17 protein-coding genes are annotated in these 18,625 nt (G+C 37.1%); 13 read left to right on the forward strand and 4 right to left on the reverse strand.

The genetic code is table 11. From position 1 onward, the window contains the following. A partial coding sequence (locus tag DW650_RS17360; RefSeq protein WP_279217028.1) for a flagellin occupies positions 1 to 330 on the forward strand: 330 nt, incomplete at its 5' end. A gap of 96 nt (positions 331 to 426) precedes the next feature. Here the strand turns inward: DW650_RS17360 and DW650_RS17365 are convergent. Together DW650_RS17365 and DW650_RS17370 are read right to left on the reverse strand one after the other, a co-directional pair. After that, complete coding sequence (locus DW650_RS17365; protein ID WP_118210661.1) at positions 427 to 1,590, reverse strand: glycosyltransferase family protein; 1,164 nt, start codon at positions 1,588 to 1,590, stop codon at positions 427 to 429. A 2-nt stretch (positions 1,591 to 1,592) separates the two neighbouring features. Beyond that, positions 1,593 to 2,777 carry a CgeB family protein gene (locus DW650_RS17370; RefSeq protein WP_118210662.1) on the reverse strand — a complete coding sequence of 395 codons (1,185 nt, stop codon included), beginning with the start codon at positions 2,775 to 2,777 and terminating at the stop codon, positions 1,593 to 1,595. A 193-nt stretch (positions 2,778 to 2,970) separates the two neighbouring features. On the opposite strand from DW650_RS17370, the gene pseB reads away from it, so the two are divergent. From pseB to DW650_RS17400, 6 genes are all read left to right on the forward strand, one after another. Next, complete coding sequence (gene pseB / locus DW650_RS17375) at positions 2,971 to 3,963, forward strand: UDP-N-acetylglucosamine 4,6-dehydratase (inverting) (RefSeq protein WP_118210686.1); 993 nt, start codon at positions 2,971 to 2,973, stop codon at positions 3,961 to 3,963. 28 nt (positions 3,964 to 3,991) lie between these two features. Then, positions 3,992 to 5,155 carry an N-acetyl sugar amidotransferase gene (locus tag DW650_RS17380; protein ID WP_118210663.1) on the forward strand — a complete coding sequence of 388 codons (1,164 nt, stop codon included), beginning with the start codon at positions 3,992 to 3,994 and terminating at the stop codon, positions 5,153 to 5,155. A gap of 6 nt (positions 5,156 to 5,161) precedes the next feature. Continuing rightward, positions 5,162 to 5,776 carry an imidazole glycerol phosphate synthase subunit HisH gene (hisH, locus tag DW650_RS17385; protein ID WP_118210664.1) on the forward strand — a complete coding sequence of 205 codons (615 nt, stop codon included), beginning with the start codon at positions 5,162 to 5,164 and terminating at the stop codon, positions 5,774 to 5,776. A gap of 14 nt (positions 5,777 to 5,790) precedes the next feature. Further along, positions 5,791 to 6,549, forward strand: a complete 759-nt coding sequence (hisF, locus tag DW650_RS17390) for an imidazole glycerol phosphate synthase subunit HisF (RefSeq protein ID WP_118210665.1) — start codon at positions 5,791 to 5,793, stop codon at positions 6,547 to 6,549. A gap of 58 nt (positions 6,550 to 6,607) precedes the next feature. Next, on the forward strand, positions 6,608 to 8,218 hold the full coding sequence (locus DW650_RS17395; RefSeq protein WP_118210687.1) for a glycosyltransferase family protein: 1,611 nt from the start codon (positions 6,608 to 6,610) through the stop codon (positions 8,216 to 8,218). A 62-nt stretch (positions 8,219 to 8,280) separates the two neighbouring features. Then, complete coding sequence (locus DW650_RS17400) at positions 8,281 to 8,658, forward strand: hypothetical protein (RefSeq protein WP_330414689.1); 378 nt, start codon at positions 8,281 to 8,283, stop codon at positions 8,656 to 8,658. Positions 8,659 to 8,766: 108 nt separating this feature from the next. Here DW650_RS17400 and DW650_RS17405 read toward each other — a convergent pair whose 3' ends face one another. Next, positions 8,767 to 10,671, reverse strand: a complete 1,905-nt coding sequence (locus tag DW650_RS17405; protein ID WP_118210666.1) for a CDP-glycerol glycerophosphotransferase family protein — start codon at positions 10,669 to 10,671, stop codon at positions 8,767 to 8,769. Positions 10,672 to 10,979: 308 nt separating this feature from the next. On the opposite strand from DW650_RS17405, the gene DW650_RS17410 reads away from it, so the two are divergent. The 4 genes from DW650_RS17410 to pseF all read left to right on the forward strand — a co-directional run bounded on the left by DW650_RS17410 (position 10,980) and on the right by pseF (position 14,698). After that, positions 10,980 to 12,680: a class I SAM-dependent methyltransferase gene (locus DW650_RS17410; RefSeq protein WP_118210667.1), complete on the forward strand. Its 1,701-nt coding sequence runs from the start codon at positions 10,980 to 10,982 to the stop codon at positions 12,678 to 12,680. A 39-nt stretch (positions 12,681 to 12,719) separates the two neighbouring features. Continuing rightward, positions 12,720 to 13,220 (forward strand): hypothetical protein, encoded by a 501-nt coding sequence (locus DW650_RS17415; protein WP_118210668.1) that lies wholly within the window; start codon positions 12,720 to 12,722, stop codon positions 13,218 to 13,220. A gap of 3 nt (positions 13,221 to 13,223) precedes the next feature. After that, positions 13,224 to 13,934, forward strand: coding sequence for a DUF4422 domain-containing protein (locus DW650_RS17420; protein ID WP_243091670.1), 711 nt, complete (start codon positions 13,224 to 13,226; stop codon positions 13,932 to 13,934). A gap of 62 nt (positions 13,935 to 13,996) precedes the next feature. Beyond that, positions 13,997 to 14,698 (forward strand): pseudaminic acid cytidylyltransferase, encoded by a 702-nt coding sequence (gene pseF, locus DW650_RS17425; protein ID WP_118210669.1) that lies wholly within the window; start codon positions 13,997 to 13,999, stop codon positions 14,696 to 14,698. Between the two features lie 30 nt (positions 14,699 to 14,728). On the opposite strand, the gene DW650_RS17430 is transcribed toward pseF, so the two are convergent. Continuing rightward, on the reverse strand, positions 14,729 to 15,853 hold the full coding sequence (locus DW650_RS17430; RefSeq protein WP_207743163.1) for a glycosyltransferase family protein: 1,125 nt from the start codon (positions 15,851 to 15,853) through the stop codon (positions 14,729 to 14,731). A gap of 173 nt (positions 15,854 to 16,026) precedes the next feature. Between DW650_RS17430 and DW650_RS17435 the strand changes: the two genes are divergently transcribed. Both DW650_RS17435 and DW650_RS17440 read left to right on the forward strand, forming a co-directional pair. Next, positions 16,027 to 16,875, forward strand: a complete 849-nt coding sequence (locus DW650_RS17435) for a flagellin N-terminal helical domain-containing protein (RefSeq protein WP_243091672.1) — start codon at positions 16,027 to 16,029, stop codon at positions 16,873 to 16,875. 175 nt (positions 16,876 to 17,050) lie between these two features. Further along, positions 17,051 to 18,616, forward strand: coding sequence for a glycosyltransferase (locus DW650_RS17440; protein WP_158576235.1), 1,566 nt, complete (start codon positions 17,051 to 17,053; stop codon positions 18,614 to 18,616). The last annotated feature ends 9 nt before the right edge of the window (positions 18,617 to 18,625 follow it).

An 18,625-nucleotide genomic window follows, 5' to 3' on the forward strand; every position in this document is an offset into this window, starting at 1 on the left:
ATGAGTGCAACAGCACTTAGTGTTGATGCATTAAAGATGACAAGCTTTACCAATGCTGGTCAGGCAATGTCCCAAATTCAGAATGCAATTAGCATGGTATCTACACAGCGTTCTTACTTAGGAGCATTACAGAACAGACTTGAACATACAATCGCTAACTTGGATAACATTTCTGAGAATACACAGTCTGCAGAGTCTCGTATTCGTGATACAGATATGGCTGAAGAGATGGTTACATATAGCAAGAATAACATCCTTGCTCAGGCAGGACAGTCTATGCTTGCTCAGGCTAACCAGTCTACTCAGGGTGTATTATCACTGTTACAGTAATTCAGATTTTTATATTAAAAAAGTCGGCAGTTTATCTGTCGACTTTTTTATTTGCCGGGAATCAGGAGAATTTCAGCTTTAGATACAAAATAAAAATTAATTTTTCAGTATATTTAAAATAGTATGAACTCGATGGGAGAAAGTATGCATATCTTTTATTTTCCCAAAGCCATTTGCTGCGATTTGTCTGCGTTCTGTGTCATGCTGTAAATAATAACGTATTTTTGAAAGAAAATCTTCGCTGTTTTCATAAAAGACAAAGTCTTCGTCAGATATAAAAAAATCCAGAAAATCATTTTGATAATTGGTTAGTAAAAATCCACCACTTCCCATAATATCCATACCGCGTAAAGGAATGCCGGACTGGATACTTTTTAATGTGATGTTTAAATTGATGCAGGTATTCTTAAATACGAGAGGCATAACAGAATACCAGTCGATCGGACCAACATATTCTGCAGCGGGCATGTCAGCAGGAGGATTATGTGTATATAATTTTAACTGGAATTGCTCAGAAGCTGCTTTGAGTAAATCATGTCTTTCATTGCAGGTGATTTTTCTGCATAGGAAATAATTTGCATATACATATGCAGGACTTTCAGTGCCATCAGGCAGTGGTTGATAAGGAATGCATTTCTGCAGATCAGCTAAGACAGGGGCAGTGAGAAGATCTTCCAGAAAAAAAGTGCCATATACGTTCTGCTGTGCATTCATGATAGAATCCAGATATCCACGGGTATAATCACTGATCGAGGTGAGCCTGTCATAAAAATTATGATCTTCATTATAAAGAGAACCAACGAAGGAAACTTCGGAGGACAGGCGCAAAGCCAGTTCTGGAGAACAGGTCATGGAGGAAAGCCGTTTAACATTTGCAGCTAACGGAAGATAATATACCGTTGGTATGCCAGCATTTTTAAAGGTAAGATATGTTGTTTTATCAAATAGAAAGACATAATTGCAGGAATTGATAAGACTGCAGGAATACAGGGCTGTTAAAGGGCAGTCATAGATGTAGGATACATAAGGAATGCCGTATTTTTGACAGCAGTTGGATAAAACGGGAAAATAGTTAAAGGAGAATACAAAGTCATAATTATTATGTTCTGCAAAGTCATAGAATGCAGTCTCAAATGCTTTGTCGAAACGTTCATTATAAGCAGGATGGAAGAACAGATCGCAGCTTACATGGCTGGCTTCAAAAGCATCTATCATATCCTGTTTTGCAAAAGCTGGGGTGTCTAAAAATATTATTTTCATTGTTATCCTTTCGTAATACCATAAGCCATAGAGATGATCTGTAAAAGGCGTTCTGGATAATTGTGATACTGTGTTACAGTCTGCAGACCGTTTTGGGCAATCTCAATCCTTTCTTTTTCGTGAGAAAGATAATATTCGGTTTTTTTGAGTAGTTCATCCTCACTGGAATAACATACAAGATCATATCCAGGAGTAAAATAGTCACTTAGTTCAGGCTGGTAATTGGTCAGGAGAAATCCACCACAGCCTAATATATCAAAAATTCGTAAGGGGAGACCTGAACGGATAGATTTTGAGGTAATATTCAGATTAATCTTACTGTAATGGAAAATGAGTGGCATTTCAGTAAGTGTCTTCACAGTTCCACCATTGATTACAGGTAATCCTTTTGTGTTACTTCCGGTATAAAGATTTACGGGAAAACGGGAACCTAGCAGTTTCATGGTTTGCTGGCGCTCCAGCGCAGATACACTCGGTTCTAATATAAATTGTGCAAGTAATGAGCGTATGTTTTCGGGTGTTTCTTTTTCAAATGTATATTTGCTTTCCAGAACAGGTCTGAGGGCATCTACCAAAGTGTCTGATAAAAGTTCTTCCAGAAAATTATAACCGTAGACTTTTGACTGGGCGAGCATAATGCTGTCGAGATATCCGTGCAGATAATCAGGAAGACAACTCAATTCATAAAGACTGCATTTTTCGGTGTATAGGGAGCCAACAAAGGAAATGTCACCTGTAAAACGGGAAATGTCAGAAGATGTTGCAGCTTGAATGACAGAAAACCAGCGGGATGGATTGCTGGCAAGTGGCAGATAAAAGATACAGTCCGGATTATACGGATGAAAGGTATTATATTGTGCTCGGTCAAACAAAAAAATGCGATTCCATGGATTGCAGATCGCAGACGAATATAACTCGGCAATCGGACTGTCCACAGTCCAGCAAATATATCGTAAATGGAAGATATTGCATACCTCTGAAATAAATGGATAAAAATTAATGCTGAATATAAAATCATAACTGTGTGCAAATAAAGTGTCAGTTAAAAGTCGGACGCCTTCAGAAGGAGTAAAATCTTTATTATAAATTTCGACGGTAATTTCATCAACGTTATTTCCAAGTCCTTTCAAAGATTGGATGATATCGGGTTCGCAGATACTGCCATAGCGGTAAAATAATATGTTCATACCGGACACTCCTGTCAACATAATTGCTTTTTATATGTAGTTATTATATACTAAATATCCGGTAAGTTACAAGCAGGGAAATATGGAACCGTATATGAATTTTTTTATAGAGGTTATGAGAAAACCTTAAAAGTACGATAATAATATTAGTACTATGGCAGCAGGATGCTGCAAGATAAAGCAGGAGGCTTATATGTTAAATGGAAAAACAATCTTAGTAACAGGTGGGACAGGTTCTTTTGGAAATCAATTCGTAACATATGTTTTAGAACACTATGATCCGAAGAAAATCATTATATATTCCAGGGATGAGTACAAGCAGTTTATCATGGCAAATAAATTTAAAAAATATGGAGATAAGCTGCGCTTTTTTATTGGTGATGTGAGAGATAAAGAAAGGCTGTACCGCGCATTTGACGGTGTGGACTATGTAGTTCATGCGGCAGCGTTAAAGCAGGTGCCGGCATGTGAATACAATCCTATGGAAGCTGTGAAGACCAATATTAACGGAGCAATGAATATTGTGGATGCTGCACTTGACTGTGGAGTAAAAAGAGTAGTCGCATTATCAACTGATAAGGCGGTAAACCCAATTAATCTTTATGGTGGAACAAAACTTGTATCTGATAAGTTGTTCATTGCTGCGAATGCATATGCAGGTGCAAAAGATGTATGTTTTTCTATTGTGCGGTATGGAAATGTTGCAGGAAGCCGTGGTTCTGTGATTCCTTTTTTCAGAAACATTGTAGAAAACGGGGGAAGATCACTTCCGATTACGGATTATCGTATGACAAGATTCTGGATCAGTCTGGATGAGGGGGTGCAGCTTGTTATAAAAGCTCTTTCAGAGGCAAAGGGTGGAGAAACGTTTATCTCAAAAATTCCTTCTTTTAAAATAACGGATCTTGCGCAGGCGATACTGCCGGGGTGCGATATGCCGGAAGTTGGTATCCGGGAGGGAGAAAAACTGCATGAAATCATGGTTACAAGAGAAGATTCTATGATGACATACGAGTATGAAAAACATTTTATTGTTTATCCGCATTTTGACTGGTGGGATGATTCAAGAATCCAGCCGGGAGGGAAAAAAGTAGAACAGGGATTTGAATATAGTTCTGGAAAGAATACGGAATGGCTTTCTGTAGATGATATCGCAGAAAGACTAAAGAATGTAAAAGAACACTAATTGATAGTGAAGGTATGGAGGAAGAATTATGATACAGTATTGTAAACGCTGCTGTCTGCCAAGTACAAAACCTCATTTGGCATTTGATGAAGAAGGAATATGTAATGCGTGTCGAAATTATGAAAATCGTAAAAATGTAGATTGGGATGAGCGAAAAAAAGAGTTAATGGCTATATTGGACAGATATAGATCTAAGGATGGAAGTAATTGGGATTGTATTATTCCGGTAAGCGGTGGTAAAGATAGTACCTATCAGGTAGTCACCATGTTAGAACTGGGAATGAATCCATTGTGTGTTACTGCGACAACGTGCGATCTTACTGATATTGGACGAAGAAATATTGAAAATATAAAAAAAATGGGTGTGGATTATATTGAGGTCACAACAAACCGTATTGTCCGCGCAAAATTAAACCGGATAGGACTGCTGGAAGTAGGGGATATTTCATGGCCGGAACATGTAAGTATTTTTACCGTACCGGTGAGAATGGCAGTTAATTTTAATATTCCGTTGATCATCTGGGGAGAAAATTCCCAAAATGAATATGGAGGACCTGCAGCAGCAGTAGAAAACAATGTATTAGATCGTAGATGGTTAGAAGAGTTTGGAGGAATGTTAGGGCTTCGTGTAAATGATCTGGTTGGTCAGGAAGGAATTACGAAAAAGGATTTAATACCATTTACATATCCATCAGATGAAGAATTAAAGCGTGTAGGGGTAACTGGTATTTTTCTTGGTTATTATATTCCGTGGGAAGGTCTGCATAATGTCTTAGTGGCGAAAGCACATGGTTTTGAGAGCTGGGGCAAAGTAGTAGAGGGTGATTATGACGATTATGAAAATCTTGATAATTATCAGGCAGGGATACATGAGTATTTTAAATTCCTGAAATTTGGTTTTGGGCGCTGTTCAGATCAGGCATCCATGCATATCCGCAGAGGAAGAATATCAAGGGATGAAGCAATGAAAATCGTAAAAGAACGGGATGGAGCTTTTCGATGGACGTATCTTGATAAAAGACTTGAAGATATTTTGGAACCGTTGGATATTACTGTGGATGAATTTATAAAGGTTTGTGATGAATTTACCAACAAAAAACTGTTTTTGACGGATAAAAATGGAAAATTGATCAAAGACAAAAAAGGAAATCTGACTAAAATTAATTATGATAATGTAGAAGAGGATCATTAAAATAAAATGGAAACAGCAATTATTGATTATGGAATGGGTAATCTCTTGTCTGTTCAGCGTGCTTTTGAAAAGTGTGGTTCGGATGCTGTTATCATTGATAATCCGTTAGAACTCCGGGAGGCAGAATATATTGTGCTTCCCGGAGTTGGTGCATTCCCGGATGCTATGGAAAATCTGAAGAAAAATGGATGGACAGAGGAGTTAGAGAGGGCAGTAATAGAGAAAGAAACACCACTTCTTGGAATATGCCTGGGAATGCAGTTACTGGCTGATAAAAGTTATGAAGTACGGGAGTGTCAGGGTCTGGGATATATACCTGGAGAGATTGTACGTTTTGTGCCTGAAACAGGAAATGAACGGATTCCTCATGTTGGATGGAATGATATTATAAAGAAACAGGAACAACCGATATTGGATGGAATAGAAGATGGTACAAATTTTTATTTTGTACATAGTTATCATTTTAATGCGAAAAGACCGGAGAATGTTGTTACTGTAACTCCATATTGTGGAGAATTTGTGTCAGTGGTAATAAGAGATAATATTGTGGGGACGCAATTTCATCCCGAAAAAAGCCAGAAGGCAGGTTTTAAGTTAATAAAAAATTTCTTGAAAATGTAAGACGAGGATAAAAAATGCTGAAAGTGCGGGTTATACCAACATTGTTATATAAATCAGTAGGACTTGTAAAGGGAGTAGGTTTTAATTCCTGGAGAAGGGTTGATACTGTTTTACCGGCAATCAAAGTTTACAATATGCGTGAAGTAGATGAACTGATATTATTGGATATTGAGGCAACTAATGAAAAAAGGGATCCGGATTATGATGAAATCAGGGATTTTTCAAGAGAGTGTTTTGTCCCATTTTGTGTAGGTGGTGGTATCTGCAATATTGAACAGATTCGTCAGCTGCTGCGGGCTGGGGCGGATAAAGTGGCGATTAATACAGCAGCATATAATGATATTGCACTTATAACAGAAGGAGCGGATCTGTTTGGATCACAATGTATCGTTGCAAGTATAGATTGCCGTAATATTGATGGAGAATACCACTGCTTTTCAAATGATGGAACGGTAGATACAGGTTATATGGTAGAAGAGTGGGCAAAAAAAGTGGTGGATGCAGGTGCAGGTGAAATATTGCTCACATCTGTGGAACGTGATGGTACAATGCAGGGATATGATATAGAATTGATTCGCAGAGTAACATCATGCGTATCAGTTCCGGTAATCGCATCCGGTGGTGCAGGAAATTATGAACACATGAGAGAAGCAGTTATGGATGGAGGAGCTTCCGCTGTCGCTGCGGCAAGTATTTATCATTTTACAGAGCAGACTCCCAGGGAGGCAAAAGAATATTTACAGGAACACGGGGTGGCAGTCCGGTTGATGTGATTTTAAACAGTATGGGACAATGGAATGCAGAGAGTATAGAAAAAGAATTGGAACAGATATGAGGAAGATTGTTGAGACAGGAGAGGGTGGATTATCTTTTCTGGAGTTGTTATTGGACGAAACATTATGCGCTGGTAAAGTGTGTATACCGGGAGATTTGGTAAAACAGGCAGGAGGGATAAATCCTGTTCTAAAAGCGGGAGAAAAATATGAGCTTTTATTGCGTATCGCAGAAAAGACACATATTTCTTTTCGGACTGTTACAGAAAATGAACCTGTAAATTCTGATAAGTATGTTGTATTTGAAGATGATGATCCCAGGATGAAAGCCTGCTATGGATGGGAGACAGACTGTTATATTGCGTCTAAATATTCAATACAGCTTCAGGAGTATGGTGTGTTTGATGAAGTGATAGAAGCTATATTGCTGGATGCTGAAAAAAGAGATGCGTATGATGAGACAGTTCGATATTTGGAGATGTTAATGAAAAAAGGGCGGGAATATTATCGGATTGATGATATGACGAAGCCTGTACTTATTTATAAAGGTGATGACATATGCCATAATGTGCTGACGGTATTTGCAGAGCAATTTGGAGCAGCATTAGAACAGGAAGGAAAAAATGTTATTTATTTTGATATGGGAAAAGAACCAATTGAAAGTGTGACCCGATATGTAAATCAGCATTTTTGCGCAATTATAGGGGTACAATCCTATATGTTTTCTATTAAGCTAAAGGATGAGACAGAGTATTTGCATCAATATATTTACGGACCTAAATTTAATTTTATATTTGATCATCCGATTTGGCTCAAGAATCATTTGCAGCATCACTTAGATCTGTTTTGTGTGTTAACTCACGATAGTGACTATGTGAATTTTGTACATAAATATTTTAAGATGGATGCGGTATTATTTCCACCTGCTGGAATTGAGATTCCAGGAATAGAAGAAAAGAAGTATGATCTTACATTTGTTGGAACATACAATGATTACAGAAGTCAGCTTCCGGTTATACATCAGATGAACAGAAGTATGCGTTTCTTTGCAAATCATTTATTACTTCTCATGAGAAAAAATGCGTCATTATCGGCAGAAGAAGCTTTTAACAGGACAGTAGAAGAACAAGGTGTCATATTGACACAGGAAGAGTATCTCAATCTGTTTTACGAGATGCGACGTGTATTTTATTGTGTTATTCACTATTATCGGGAAAAAATATTACGTATCATTATAAATGGAGACATAAAAATAGATTTATTTGGAGATAGTTGGAAAGAATCAGCTTTTTATAGTCATCCCAATGTCAGATGCCATCCGGATATTACAGTAGAAGAAAGTATCACAGTCTGGAAACGGTCGAAACTTTCCTTGAATATTATGTCATGGCATAAAGCCGGTTTTACAGAAAGAATGGCTAATATTATGCTTGCGGGAGCGGTTCTTGTCACAGATGACAGTACATATTTACGAGGACGCTATGATGAAAATGACATGTTGATTTTTAAGTTAGATCAGTGTGAAAAACTGCCGCAGCGAATTGCGGAGTTGTTGGCAGATGATGAAAAACAGAGATGTATTGCTCAAAATGGGAAAAAGAAGACTAGATGTGCGCATACTTGGGGAAAGAGAGCACAGGAATTTTTAGAGTTATTAAACAACAGGTAAATAAATAGGAGAGATTGACCGATATATATTATAGCATTTTGCAGAAAGGAAAAGTCACAGGAGTGACAGAGAACATCATGGAAGATAATAAAAAGGAAAAGATTGAGGCACTACAGGTATTGACGGAATTTAATGAGCGTTTAGTAAAAAATATGAAAATTATTGTAAAAGAATTATCGGGAGAACGTTTGGACGATACTGATAATTTCTTAAGTGCAATTGTAAATGCGATTAACTGGGAAATTGAAGTTGTAAATGGAACGATGGATGTTTTAAACGAAGGACATGCCAGAGTCGATAAGGAAAAATTTAATCAGGCAGTTATTGCATTGGGAAGCGCTATCACGTTAAAAGATGATAGTAAGATGGCAGAGGAATTTAAAAAGGTCATTCCTTTATTCGAAGAATTGGGAAAGGCAGCAGAAGAGGTAACTGAATAAAAATTACAAGACCAGCTTTTATAATTATTGAAGGCTGGTCTTTGTAAAATACAGGATGATGCTAGATCTATGTTAGTAATTGGTTATGAACAGGACACAATATCAGTATTAATTCCACATACTGCAGATAGAATAACGGGATGAGAGTCTTTTGTTTAAAAAGGACAAAGAAATATCAGGATTATCCGTTGTAAAGTACGCAATCGCATTCATAATATCGGAGCAGCAATGTCCGTGATTAGAGATAACTTTAGCTCCTTTTTGGCGGATAGAATCATATGATTCCGGAGCAGCAAGGAATTGTTCTACATGATATCGCAAAGTTGCTTTTTGGCATTTGATAACATAATCCATGGGAACTTCCGCAAAACGGCTTGGGGTAGTATCAGGAATGAGCCAGTCGGTAACAGCAATACTCATTTTGCCAAACATCAGACCTTCTGCCATTACACTTGACTCGTCAGAAACCACAAGGTCACACATGGCGAGTGCCGTCATAATACTTTCCTCTGGCTCAATATAATATACATTGTCATATTTTCCTTCATGCAGAGCCCGCATCTGTCTGATATTCTCAATAATGTGAGAGTAGCGATCTGACCAGTGAGCCTGTTTGATAAGCAGATTCACATTCAGGGAAGCCAGTGCTGTGATAAAATCATCTTCTTTTCCATCGTTTTCCCAGGAAGGAGCATAGAGAATAGAAAAGTCATATTTCATATGGAATTTCTCACGAAGTTCAGCAACGCGTCTCAAAAGATCTTGAGAAGAGACCAGATCACTTTTGGGATATCCCAGTTGATAAGTGCCGCATCTTGGATTTGCGTAATACTGGCAGGCACACTGAGACCAGAGATCTGCCCAGAATGCCCCCGGGACAATGCCAATATCAAATTTATTCCAGCGTTCAAGCTCCCAAAGGTTTGGCCAGCGGTTATGTCCCTGTGCAAGGTCGTGCAGTAATATGATTGAAAACCTGGAATTTTCCGGGTGGCACACATGCTGGCAGTAGACACCTATTTCAGCTGACTGATAGAGGTCTTTGGTAAATGTTACATGGTATCCGCGCATGATTGCTTCGTCTGCTATTGGTTTTAAATTATAATATTCTCCCATGTCTGTATAAAAGAATGTGATATCCTTTTGACAGGGAATATGTTGGGAGGTACAGGTAAAGTCAGCAGTATTTTCTGGTATCTGTAAAAAATTGTTGGATTCGTGATAATACCGTAAAAGCTGAACGTAATCTTTTATCAATGCAGCATCGTCAGAAACCAAGGACAGCGTTGTAGATGCTAATGGTAAATATGTGTATACGATCTTTGCCGGATACAGTAGCTGATAAAGAAAATCCACATAGCGCATGGAATCAGGAATGTCATTGAAATGTAATGGCAAAAGAGTTTTTATATAATCAGTTGAAAGCAAAATAGTAGACAGATTCCCGTATAAATTAATATTATTTGCTATACTATAGGTTAACAATTGTTTTCCGTCAAAAACCATATCATCCATCATGTCCTGATATACAAAATCAGGATGTGCGATGAGAGATCCATTGCTGTCGATGAAATTACGTGCACAAATAATGCCATTAGCAGAAGGTACGTTTTCTAACATGGATACAAGGATAGGGATTCTGTTCTTTTCATAGGTATGGCTGGAATCATAAAAGCAGATATATTTGTCTGTAGTTGACGAAATATATTCTGAAAATTCCTGTTCGAAATTTTCGGAGGAGATACATGCCATGTTAAGATTTTCATAGGTCTGATGGTGCATGATATCATTAAATATGGAAGAGGTATCCTCGTCATTGTTATAAATGCATACAAGGCTGACAGAAGGTACTATAGATTGTAAAAGTAACGAGGAACATTTTGTATAAAACTCATCATGTCCAAATGATGAGTTATAGATATCTAAACATTTTTTTGCAGTTTCAAAATCATTGGATGAGATACAGTTTGTGATTAATTGTATCATTTCTTCCTGTGGCGATAGATTATTCATATTTTTTTCCAGAATAAAGCTGGTTTGCCTCCTTAAATTTTAGTTGTTGATTTTAAAACAAGTATAAAGAAAAAAAATATATAATTCAATACATAAACTGGATTCATAGATTAAAATTTGATAGAATTAACAGGGAATATGGAACAAGAGGAAAAACTAAGATGAAAATACTTTTTTCAGTGGTATTCGTTTATGAAAACGGAAAAGTATTGCGCAGGCTGGATATGAACGTGTAAAACGGGATTTTACGTTTGAGGACAGAGTACAGCGTATGTTTAATAAAATTTAATACATGAGGTGAGAAAGATATGTACGAAGAAGTAATTAAAAAGCTGAACCCAAAACCGAAATTTAATTTAAACTGGTATAAAAATGAAGATTTGTATTCGGAAGGCGATGTAGAAGACGAGATAATTAAATTAATTGCTGAAAATGAACCGGAACATTATACAGATGCGATATATACACATTTTAGCTGGTCTACCTATTACCATTTGACTCATTTACGAAAAAATATTTTGAATTGGTATGACTTTAATAAAGAAAGTGATGCATTGGAAATTGGGTGTGGACTTGGTGCAGTTACAAGCGTATTATGTGGCAAGTGCAAGACCGTTACGGCAGTGGAGTTGTCAAAACGAAGAGCAACGGCAGCGTGGTTAAGATGTCGGGAAAAAGAAAACCTGGAGATCATTGTTGGCAATCTGAATGACATTCAGTTTGAAAAGAAGTTTGATTATATTACATTGATTGGTGTTTTGGAGTATCAGGGGAGTTATACAAATTCAGAAAATCCTTATAAAGATTTTTTGAAAAAAATAAAACAGTTGTTAAAACCAAATGGTAAACTTTTAATTGCGATTGAGAACCAGTATGGATTGAAATATTGGTGTGGTGCGAGAGAAGATCATACAGGTATTCCTTTTGAGGGGATGAATCAATATAGTTTTACACAAAGGGGAGTTCGGACATTCTCCAAAAGTGCACTGGAAAATTTGGTTAAAGAGAGTGGATTTAAAAATACGTATTTTTATTATCCAATGCCGGATTATAAACTTCCGACCGTAATTTACTCAGAAAATTATCTCCCTGAGAATGACAATATGCAAAATTTGCAGTGCTATTATGTGCCAGACAAATCGACACTTATAGCAGATGAAAAAGGATTATACAGAGACGTTATTGACAATGGTGTATTTGAATTTTTTGCAAATTCATTTTTGGTGGAGTGTTCGGATTCACAGGATATTGGAAAAATAACTTTCTCAAGTATGGGAAGCGAAAGACAGGAAAAGTATCGTATTGCAACTCGTTTTACCAAAGAAGGGAAGGTTGAAAAGATTGCATTGACGGAAACTTGTGAACAGGGACATTTAAAACAAATTGTTGAAAATGACCGGGCGTTAGAAAAACATCATAGAAATGTTTTGGAAAGTACATGGCAGAATGGAAAAGTCGTTACGGATTTTGAAAAAAAACCACTGTTAGAAGATAAGGTATTAGAGGCCTGGCATAGTAAAAATATTGACGATGTATATAAGATTTTTGATTTATTATATAAAGAAATATTAGAATCGTCAGATTACATTGATTGGGAAGAGAATATTCTTTATACATTAGATAACAGTACAGAAAAAAATGAAAAGGCATATGGTCCAATTTTGAGAGTGGGTTTCTTGGACATGATTTTAAGAAATGGTTTTTATGATGAAGGAAATGTACGATGGTTTGATCAGGAATGGATACTTGAAGCTGTTCCAGCTAAATTTGTATTGTGTCGGGCGATTGCACAATTTTACTATGCATATCCAAAATTTGAAGAATTTTGTTCCATGCAGACATTACTAGAGAAATATAATATTATGCCGATATATGAGCCATTTCGCATGCTGGAGAGTATGTTTACAGAACTTATATTAGAAGAAAAGCAATGGTTAGAGAGTTCTGTATTTCGAGGAGGAGATAGACAGAAGTACATTGATAATATAAAGAAATTGTTAGAATGTTAGCGTGCTGTTATTCAAGCCGGAAAATGGAGGAAGTTTGAAATGAGCAGTATCATAACGGATAAAGATTTAAGCTATTTTTACTTTGAGATGATAAAAAGCAGTGGTGCACAAACTGTATTAGATGTGGGAATGTTTTTAAAGAAAATGGGCACTGTTTCAAGACAGGCTTTAGGCAGCGGAATAGGGATGAATGTAAAGTTGTATGGAATTGATACGATTCCGGAAATAAGGCTGGCTGTTTATGACAAAATTTATGATGAGATTATAACAGAAAAGGAATTTATTGATTATGGAATCGTGGATGACAGTGGAAAGGAGAAACAATTTGATGTTGCATCCTTGTTGAGTTTAGATGAAATTAGTATAGAATGCAAAAATAAGGTATGGATGTATGTACTTAAGAATGCAAAAGCAATTATGACAGAAAAAAAAATGGCAGATACGCAGGTGCAGCAAGGACTGATCACAGGATATTATCCGGTATCTACAGAAGAAAATATATATGCATGGATACCCACAAAAGAATTGGGGAGGATTTAAAAAGTGGACACTAGAATATATATTATGTCACACAAGAATTTTGAGGTCCCGTTTGAAAAGGGATATCTTCCGCTTCAGGTTGGAAGTGAGGGAAGCATAGATCTTGGGTATCTGAAAGATAATTCAGGGAATCAGATTTCGGAGAAAAATAAGTCATATTGCGAGCTTACAGGAATGTACTGGATATGGAAGAATGTTGAATGTGACATTGTGGGGGTGTGCCATTATAGACGATATTTTACAAAACGGGAAAGCGTTTTTGAGGGTGCATTACAGAAAGTACTGTTAGATACAGCATATATTGAGGAATGTCTGAAAACATATGATGTGATTGTCCCGGACAGTGGAATGACAATGGAAAGAAATGTGCGGGCACATTATGAAAAACAACATAATAGACAGGATCTGAATATTTGCGAGCAGGTTCTTAAGGAAAAATATCCAATGGATTATTCGGCGTTTGAATGGAGTCTGGATAGAAATCTGATGTCATTGGGAAATATGATGATTGCTCCGAAAAATTTATTTGACGAGTATTGTAATTGGCTGTTTGATATTTTGTTCGAAGTGGAAAGAAGAATTAATGTAGAATCGTATGATGGTTACCAGAGGCGTGTATTTGGATTCCTGGCAGAAAGATTGTTTCGTGTATGGTTGTTGAATCATCCGCTGAAAATTAAGGAAGAGAATGTTATTTTTTTGTCTGATAGGTAGAACTATATTAGAACTGGACTGACTGAAATTGAAGAATGGAAAGTATACAGATGGAGAATAAGATGAAAGAAAAATCGATTGCTATTATTACAGCACGTGGTGGAAGTAAAAGAATTCCTAAAAAAAATATAAAAGAATTTTGTGGGAAACCTATTATTGCATATTCAATAGAAGCGGCGTTGAAATCAGGGATATTTTCTGAAGTTATGGTTTCGACGGATAGTCATAAAATTGCAGAAATTGCGCGCAGTTATGGGGCAGAAGTTCCTTTCTTACGGAGTGAAAGGACATCCGATGATTATGCAACAACGTCGGATGTCATTTTAGAGGTGCTTTCGGAATATGAACAACTTGGAAGAACATTTGAATATATATGTTGTATTTATCCGACAGCACCATTTATAACAAGAGAAAAGTTACAATTTGCAATGGAGATGATAGAGCGTGATGGTGTGGAGGCAGTTATGCCTGTTGTTGAGTTCTCTTATCCACCTCAAAGGTGCTATATTGTGGATGAAAATAAAAGAATTAAGTTCAAATATCCGCAATATGCAAGATCACGCTCTCAGGATCTTGAAAAACAATATCATGATGCAGGACAGTTTTATGTATATAATGTTGAAAATTATTTGAGAAATAATGGAAAGATTATGGATAACATAATACCTATAATAGTGCCAGAACTGGAGGTTCAGGATATCGATAATGAGGTAGACTGGAAACTAGCAGAAATGAAATATCAACTTATGAAGAATGATTTTTAACTTAGTTCTGTTCAAATAACAGAAACTAAGTCAAAGATCATTTGAATTCCAATCAAGCAGGTATTGCAGGGTGTTAGAACCGTCTTTTAGGGAGTGCATTGCAATAAAATGAACGGCTATAACGGATAATTTTTGATTAATTAGCAGTTGAAAAAAATCATTATAACGATCATCACTTTTTTGGTATCCAAGACGTATTACGATAAAGTGTGTATATAAATATAAATCATATATTTGTTCCCATGGTGTACCAGAAAAATAAATACTATGTGGAGTATGATTGGTGTGTTCTAATACATAAATATCCATTAAATTAATTAATTCGCGGATATGTGTATGCAAAATTTCTTTATCACGTATATTGGAAATGGCTTTGACTAATTCGGAATATTCTTTTTTGTTAAATAGGTTGATTAAATCCTGATATATATTATGCCATAATGTTAATTTGCTTTGTAATTCATTTTGCTGAGAAGCATCAACTGAAATATTAAAAATACTTGGGTATGCGTTGATGATTTTTTGTCGTTCTATATCGTAATTACTTAAGTTGGCTACACCATTATCATGATAACACCATTCGGTTTCCTGATAGGGGACGACAACAGTGTAGCCATTATAACGCATTTCTAATGATTGAGATATATCGTAAAAATCCCATCCACTTAGTATGTCTTCACGCCATGGTAAATCATATTGGGTCATCATAAGCATTCCATCTATAGCTTCTACAGAGATATAAGGTAATGCGTTTGTTTGATATAAAAAATCTGTGCTGTTAAGAGATATACCGTCATATGCAGCAACTTTTCCAATATTCCAAGAAAGGTAGCAATTAGCATTTTCTGGAAGTTTTGTTGTACCGAGGACGCCAATCATCCCAATAGTTGAATTATTTTCAAAAATATTTATGGTGTCTTTTAAAAAATTTTGATAAAGGATGAAAGTGTCCTGGTGAAGATACACCTTGTATTTGGCATCGCATGAAGCCATACCAGCGTTGTATCCGCATAGAATATTATCGGCATCCTTAATGGCAATGATATCAATTAGATATCCGGTTGGAATAATCAGTTCATTAATGTAACGTACACATTCTTCATAATAAAGGTTGTTATTTGTGCAAATGATAAATGCAATTTTTTTATCGTTCATAGATATCGACCTCAATAATAAATGGGTATTAAATGTGATTTATGGCTCGTTGTGGCTATAATACCATAAAATATTTTAAATTAGAATAAGAATTTTTGTGAATAATAAATTTATAAAAATATCTAAAGTTATATAGTAGAGGATTCGATATATTTAACAGAAGAATACAACTCATGGAAGAGGTAGGTGCAAACATGGTAGTTAATCACAATATGGCAGCAATCTGTCAGAGCCGTCAGCTGAGATATAATGTAAAAAAGATGGAGGATTCGTCGAAAAAACTTTCGACTGGATACAGAATTATATCTGCAAATGATGATGCGGTAGGATTACAGATTTCTGAAAAAATGAGAAACCAGATTAAAGGTCTGGACAAAGCGTCAAGGAATTCCCAAGATGGTATCAGTATGTTACAGACTGCAGATGCTGCATTACAGGAAACACAGGATGTGTTGGATCGTATGGTGGAACTGACAACACAGGCTGCGAACGATATTAATACTGATGCAGACAGAGATGCAATAAAGGATGAAATTGATCAGTTGAATCAGGAGATTGATCGCATAGCGTATACCACAAATTTTAATCAGCAGTATATGTTAGCAGAGGGAACTCCACAGGCAAGACCTGGATATTATCAGATTCAAACGGGGTCTTTGGCTAGACAAAGTGTAAAGATTCGGTTTGTAAATGCAAGTAAAGAAAGTCTTGGGGTAGATAAAGTTGATGTGTCTTCACATCAGGCTGCAGCAAAGTCGATATCGACAGTTCAGGATGCAATTGAGAAGGCAGCGTTATGGAGAGACGAGTTTGGTGGACAGTTAGAGCAGCTACAGCATGCGGCAACTAATGCTGATTATACATCACAGAATACCCAGACATCAGAATCAAATATTAGAGATACGGAAATGAATATGGAACTGGTATTACATTCCACAAACAGGATTTTAGTAAGTGCATCACAGAGTATATTAGCTCAGTATAATAATGATGCCAAGGCTGTTTTGGAAGTTTTGAAATAGCAGGGGTAATGTAATATACTTGTATATTGGTATCTGATAAACGGTAGAAAATGATTTGGTTTCTGCCGTTTATTTATTGTTACAGAAAATGGAACACTTGGAACAAAACCAAAATATTACAGTGAATTGCTGCAGAAAACAAAAAGAATTTTATGAAATACCACGGAGTGAAAGAATGACCTGTATTCACAGTTTAGAAGAATATCGTCTGATTTCCAACGAAGAATATTTTGCGCGGTTTGGAGAAATTGAGGCAGCGTTAGAAGAGATTCGGATAGAATGGGACAAAGAGACACCTGGGCAAAAGCAGGAAGAAATCAAAAAGTTAGAAGAGAAAGTAAAGGGGTATCCGGACTGGATGAAGATACATCTTCTCTCTTTTTGCATGAAAGCGGGGAATGATAAAGAGACAGCCAGGAGACTTTTGGATGTAGTCTTAAATGCGGATTATGCACAGGTCGGCGAGTACAATAAGCTGTCACACTACTGGCAGATTTCAACGGCAATTTTTGAGAATAAACAGCTTGAGAGTTTTGAGGCGGAGTTTCGTCTGGCACGGCTGTACAAGGAATTATTTCAGTCATTTGCTGCGGTACTTGGGGCAAAGGGCAGAAAGTATATTCCAGCGGCAGAACGAAATAAAAATCTTGTATTTGTATTTTCTTCCCAGGTACTTGGGATGCTTCATGCGCCGACAAAAACACTTCTGGACCGGTGCTATGTTTTACAGAAATATATGAGAAAGCGTGTTCTGACCGTAAATACTGCCATGCAGATTCCAAGAAAAGGTGCGGCGCCTTTTTTTGAAATGAAGGACTCTGTCTATAATGCAGAATATCTGACGAAAACAGAACTGGAATACAAGGGGGAACACTTTGCATTCCTGCAGTGTGAGGATGACATGCCAAACCTTGATACCATTGTGTCGCTGGCAAAGCTTGTGGTCACGCAGAAACCGGAATTTTTACTCAATATTGGGGGAAGCGACATCTGTGCAGACATTTGTGGATTGTTTGTTCCGGAAATTACGGTAAGCACAGTGTTTTCCAAGCTGCCATTTTCCTGCGGAGAATACCAGATTGTTGATAAGGAACTGACAGAAGAGGATGTGGCAATTTTAAGGGAACTTGAAGTGAAAAAAGAGAATGTGAAACGGACACTGTTTACGTTCAGCTTCAAGGAGCAGGAGCATCATTTTACGAAGGAGCAGCTTGGATTCAGGGAGGAGCAGTTTGTACTTTTGATTGTAGGATGGCGGCTGGACGAAGAAATTTCAGATGAATTTCTACAGATGCTGGATAGTGTCTGCCGCAAAGATGCACGAATCGTGGCAGCATTTATGGGAAAATACCAAAACTATGAAGAGAGTATAAAAAAATACCCGTTATTAGCAGCCAACAGCAGATGTTTAGGGGCACAGGAGGACGCACTGGCGGTGACGGAGTGCATGGACCTGTATGTGAATCCAAAGAGAAACGGTGGCGGAAGTTCCGTGGCAGAGGCGTTATACAAAGGGCTTCCAGCGGTGACACTGCCAGTTGGAGACGTGTCTGCGGCAGCGGGAGAATCATTTAGGGTGGCAGATTATGGCGAAATGGCAGAGACAATTTTGCATTTTGCATCGGATGAAGATTATTATGAGAGGATGTCCCGTCTGGCAGAAGAGCGTGCAGAGCAGCTGATGGACAGTAAGAACAGCTTTTGCGGCGTGATAGATGAGCTGGAACAGGATATGAATTAGATGGAGCAG

It is taken from the genome of Roseburia sp. AM23-20, from assembly GCF_003470905.1.
GTDB lineage: Bacteria > Bacillota > Clostridia > Lachnospirales > Lachnospiraceae > Roseburia > Roseburia rectibacter.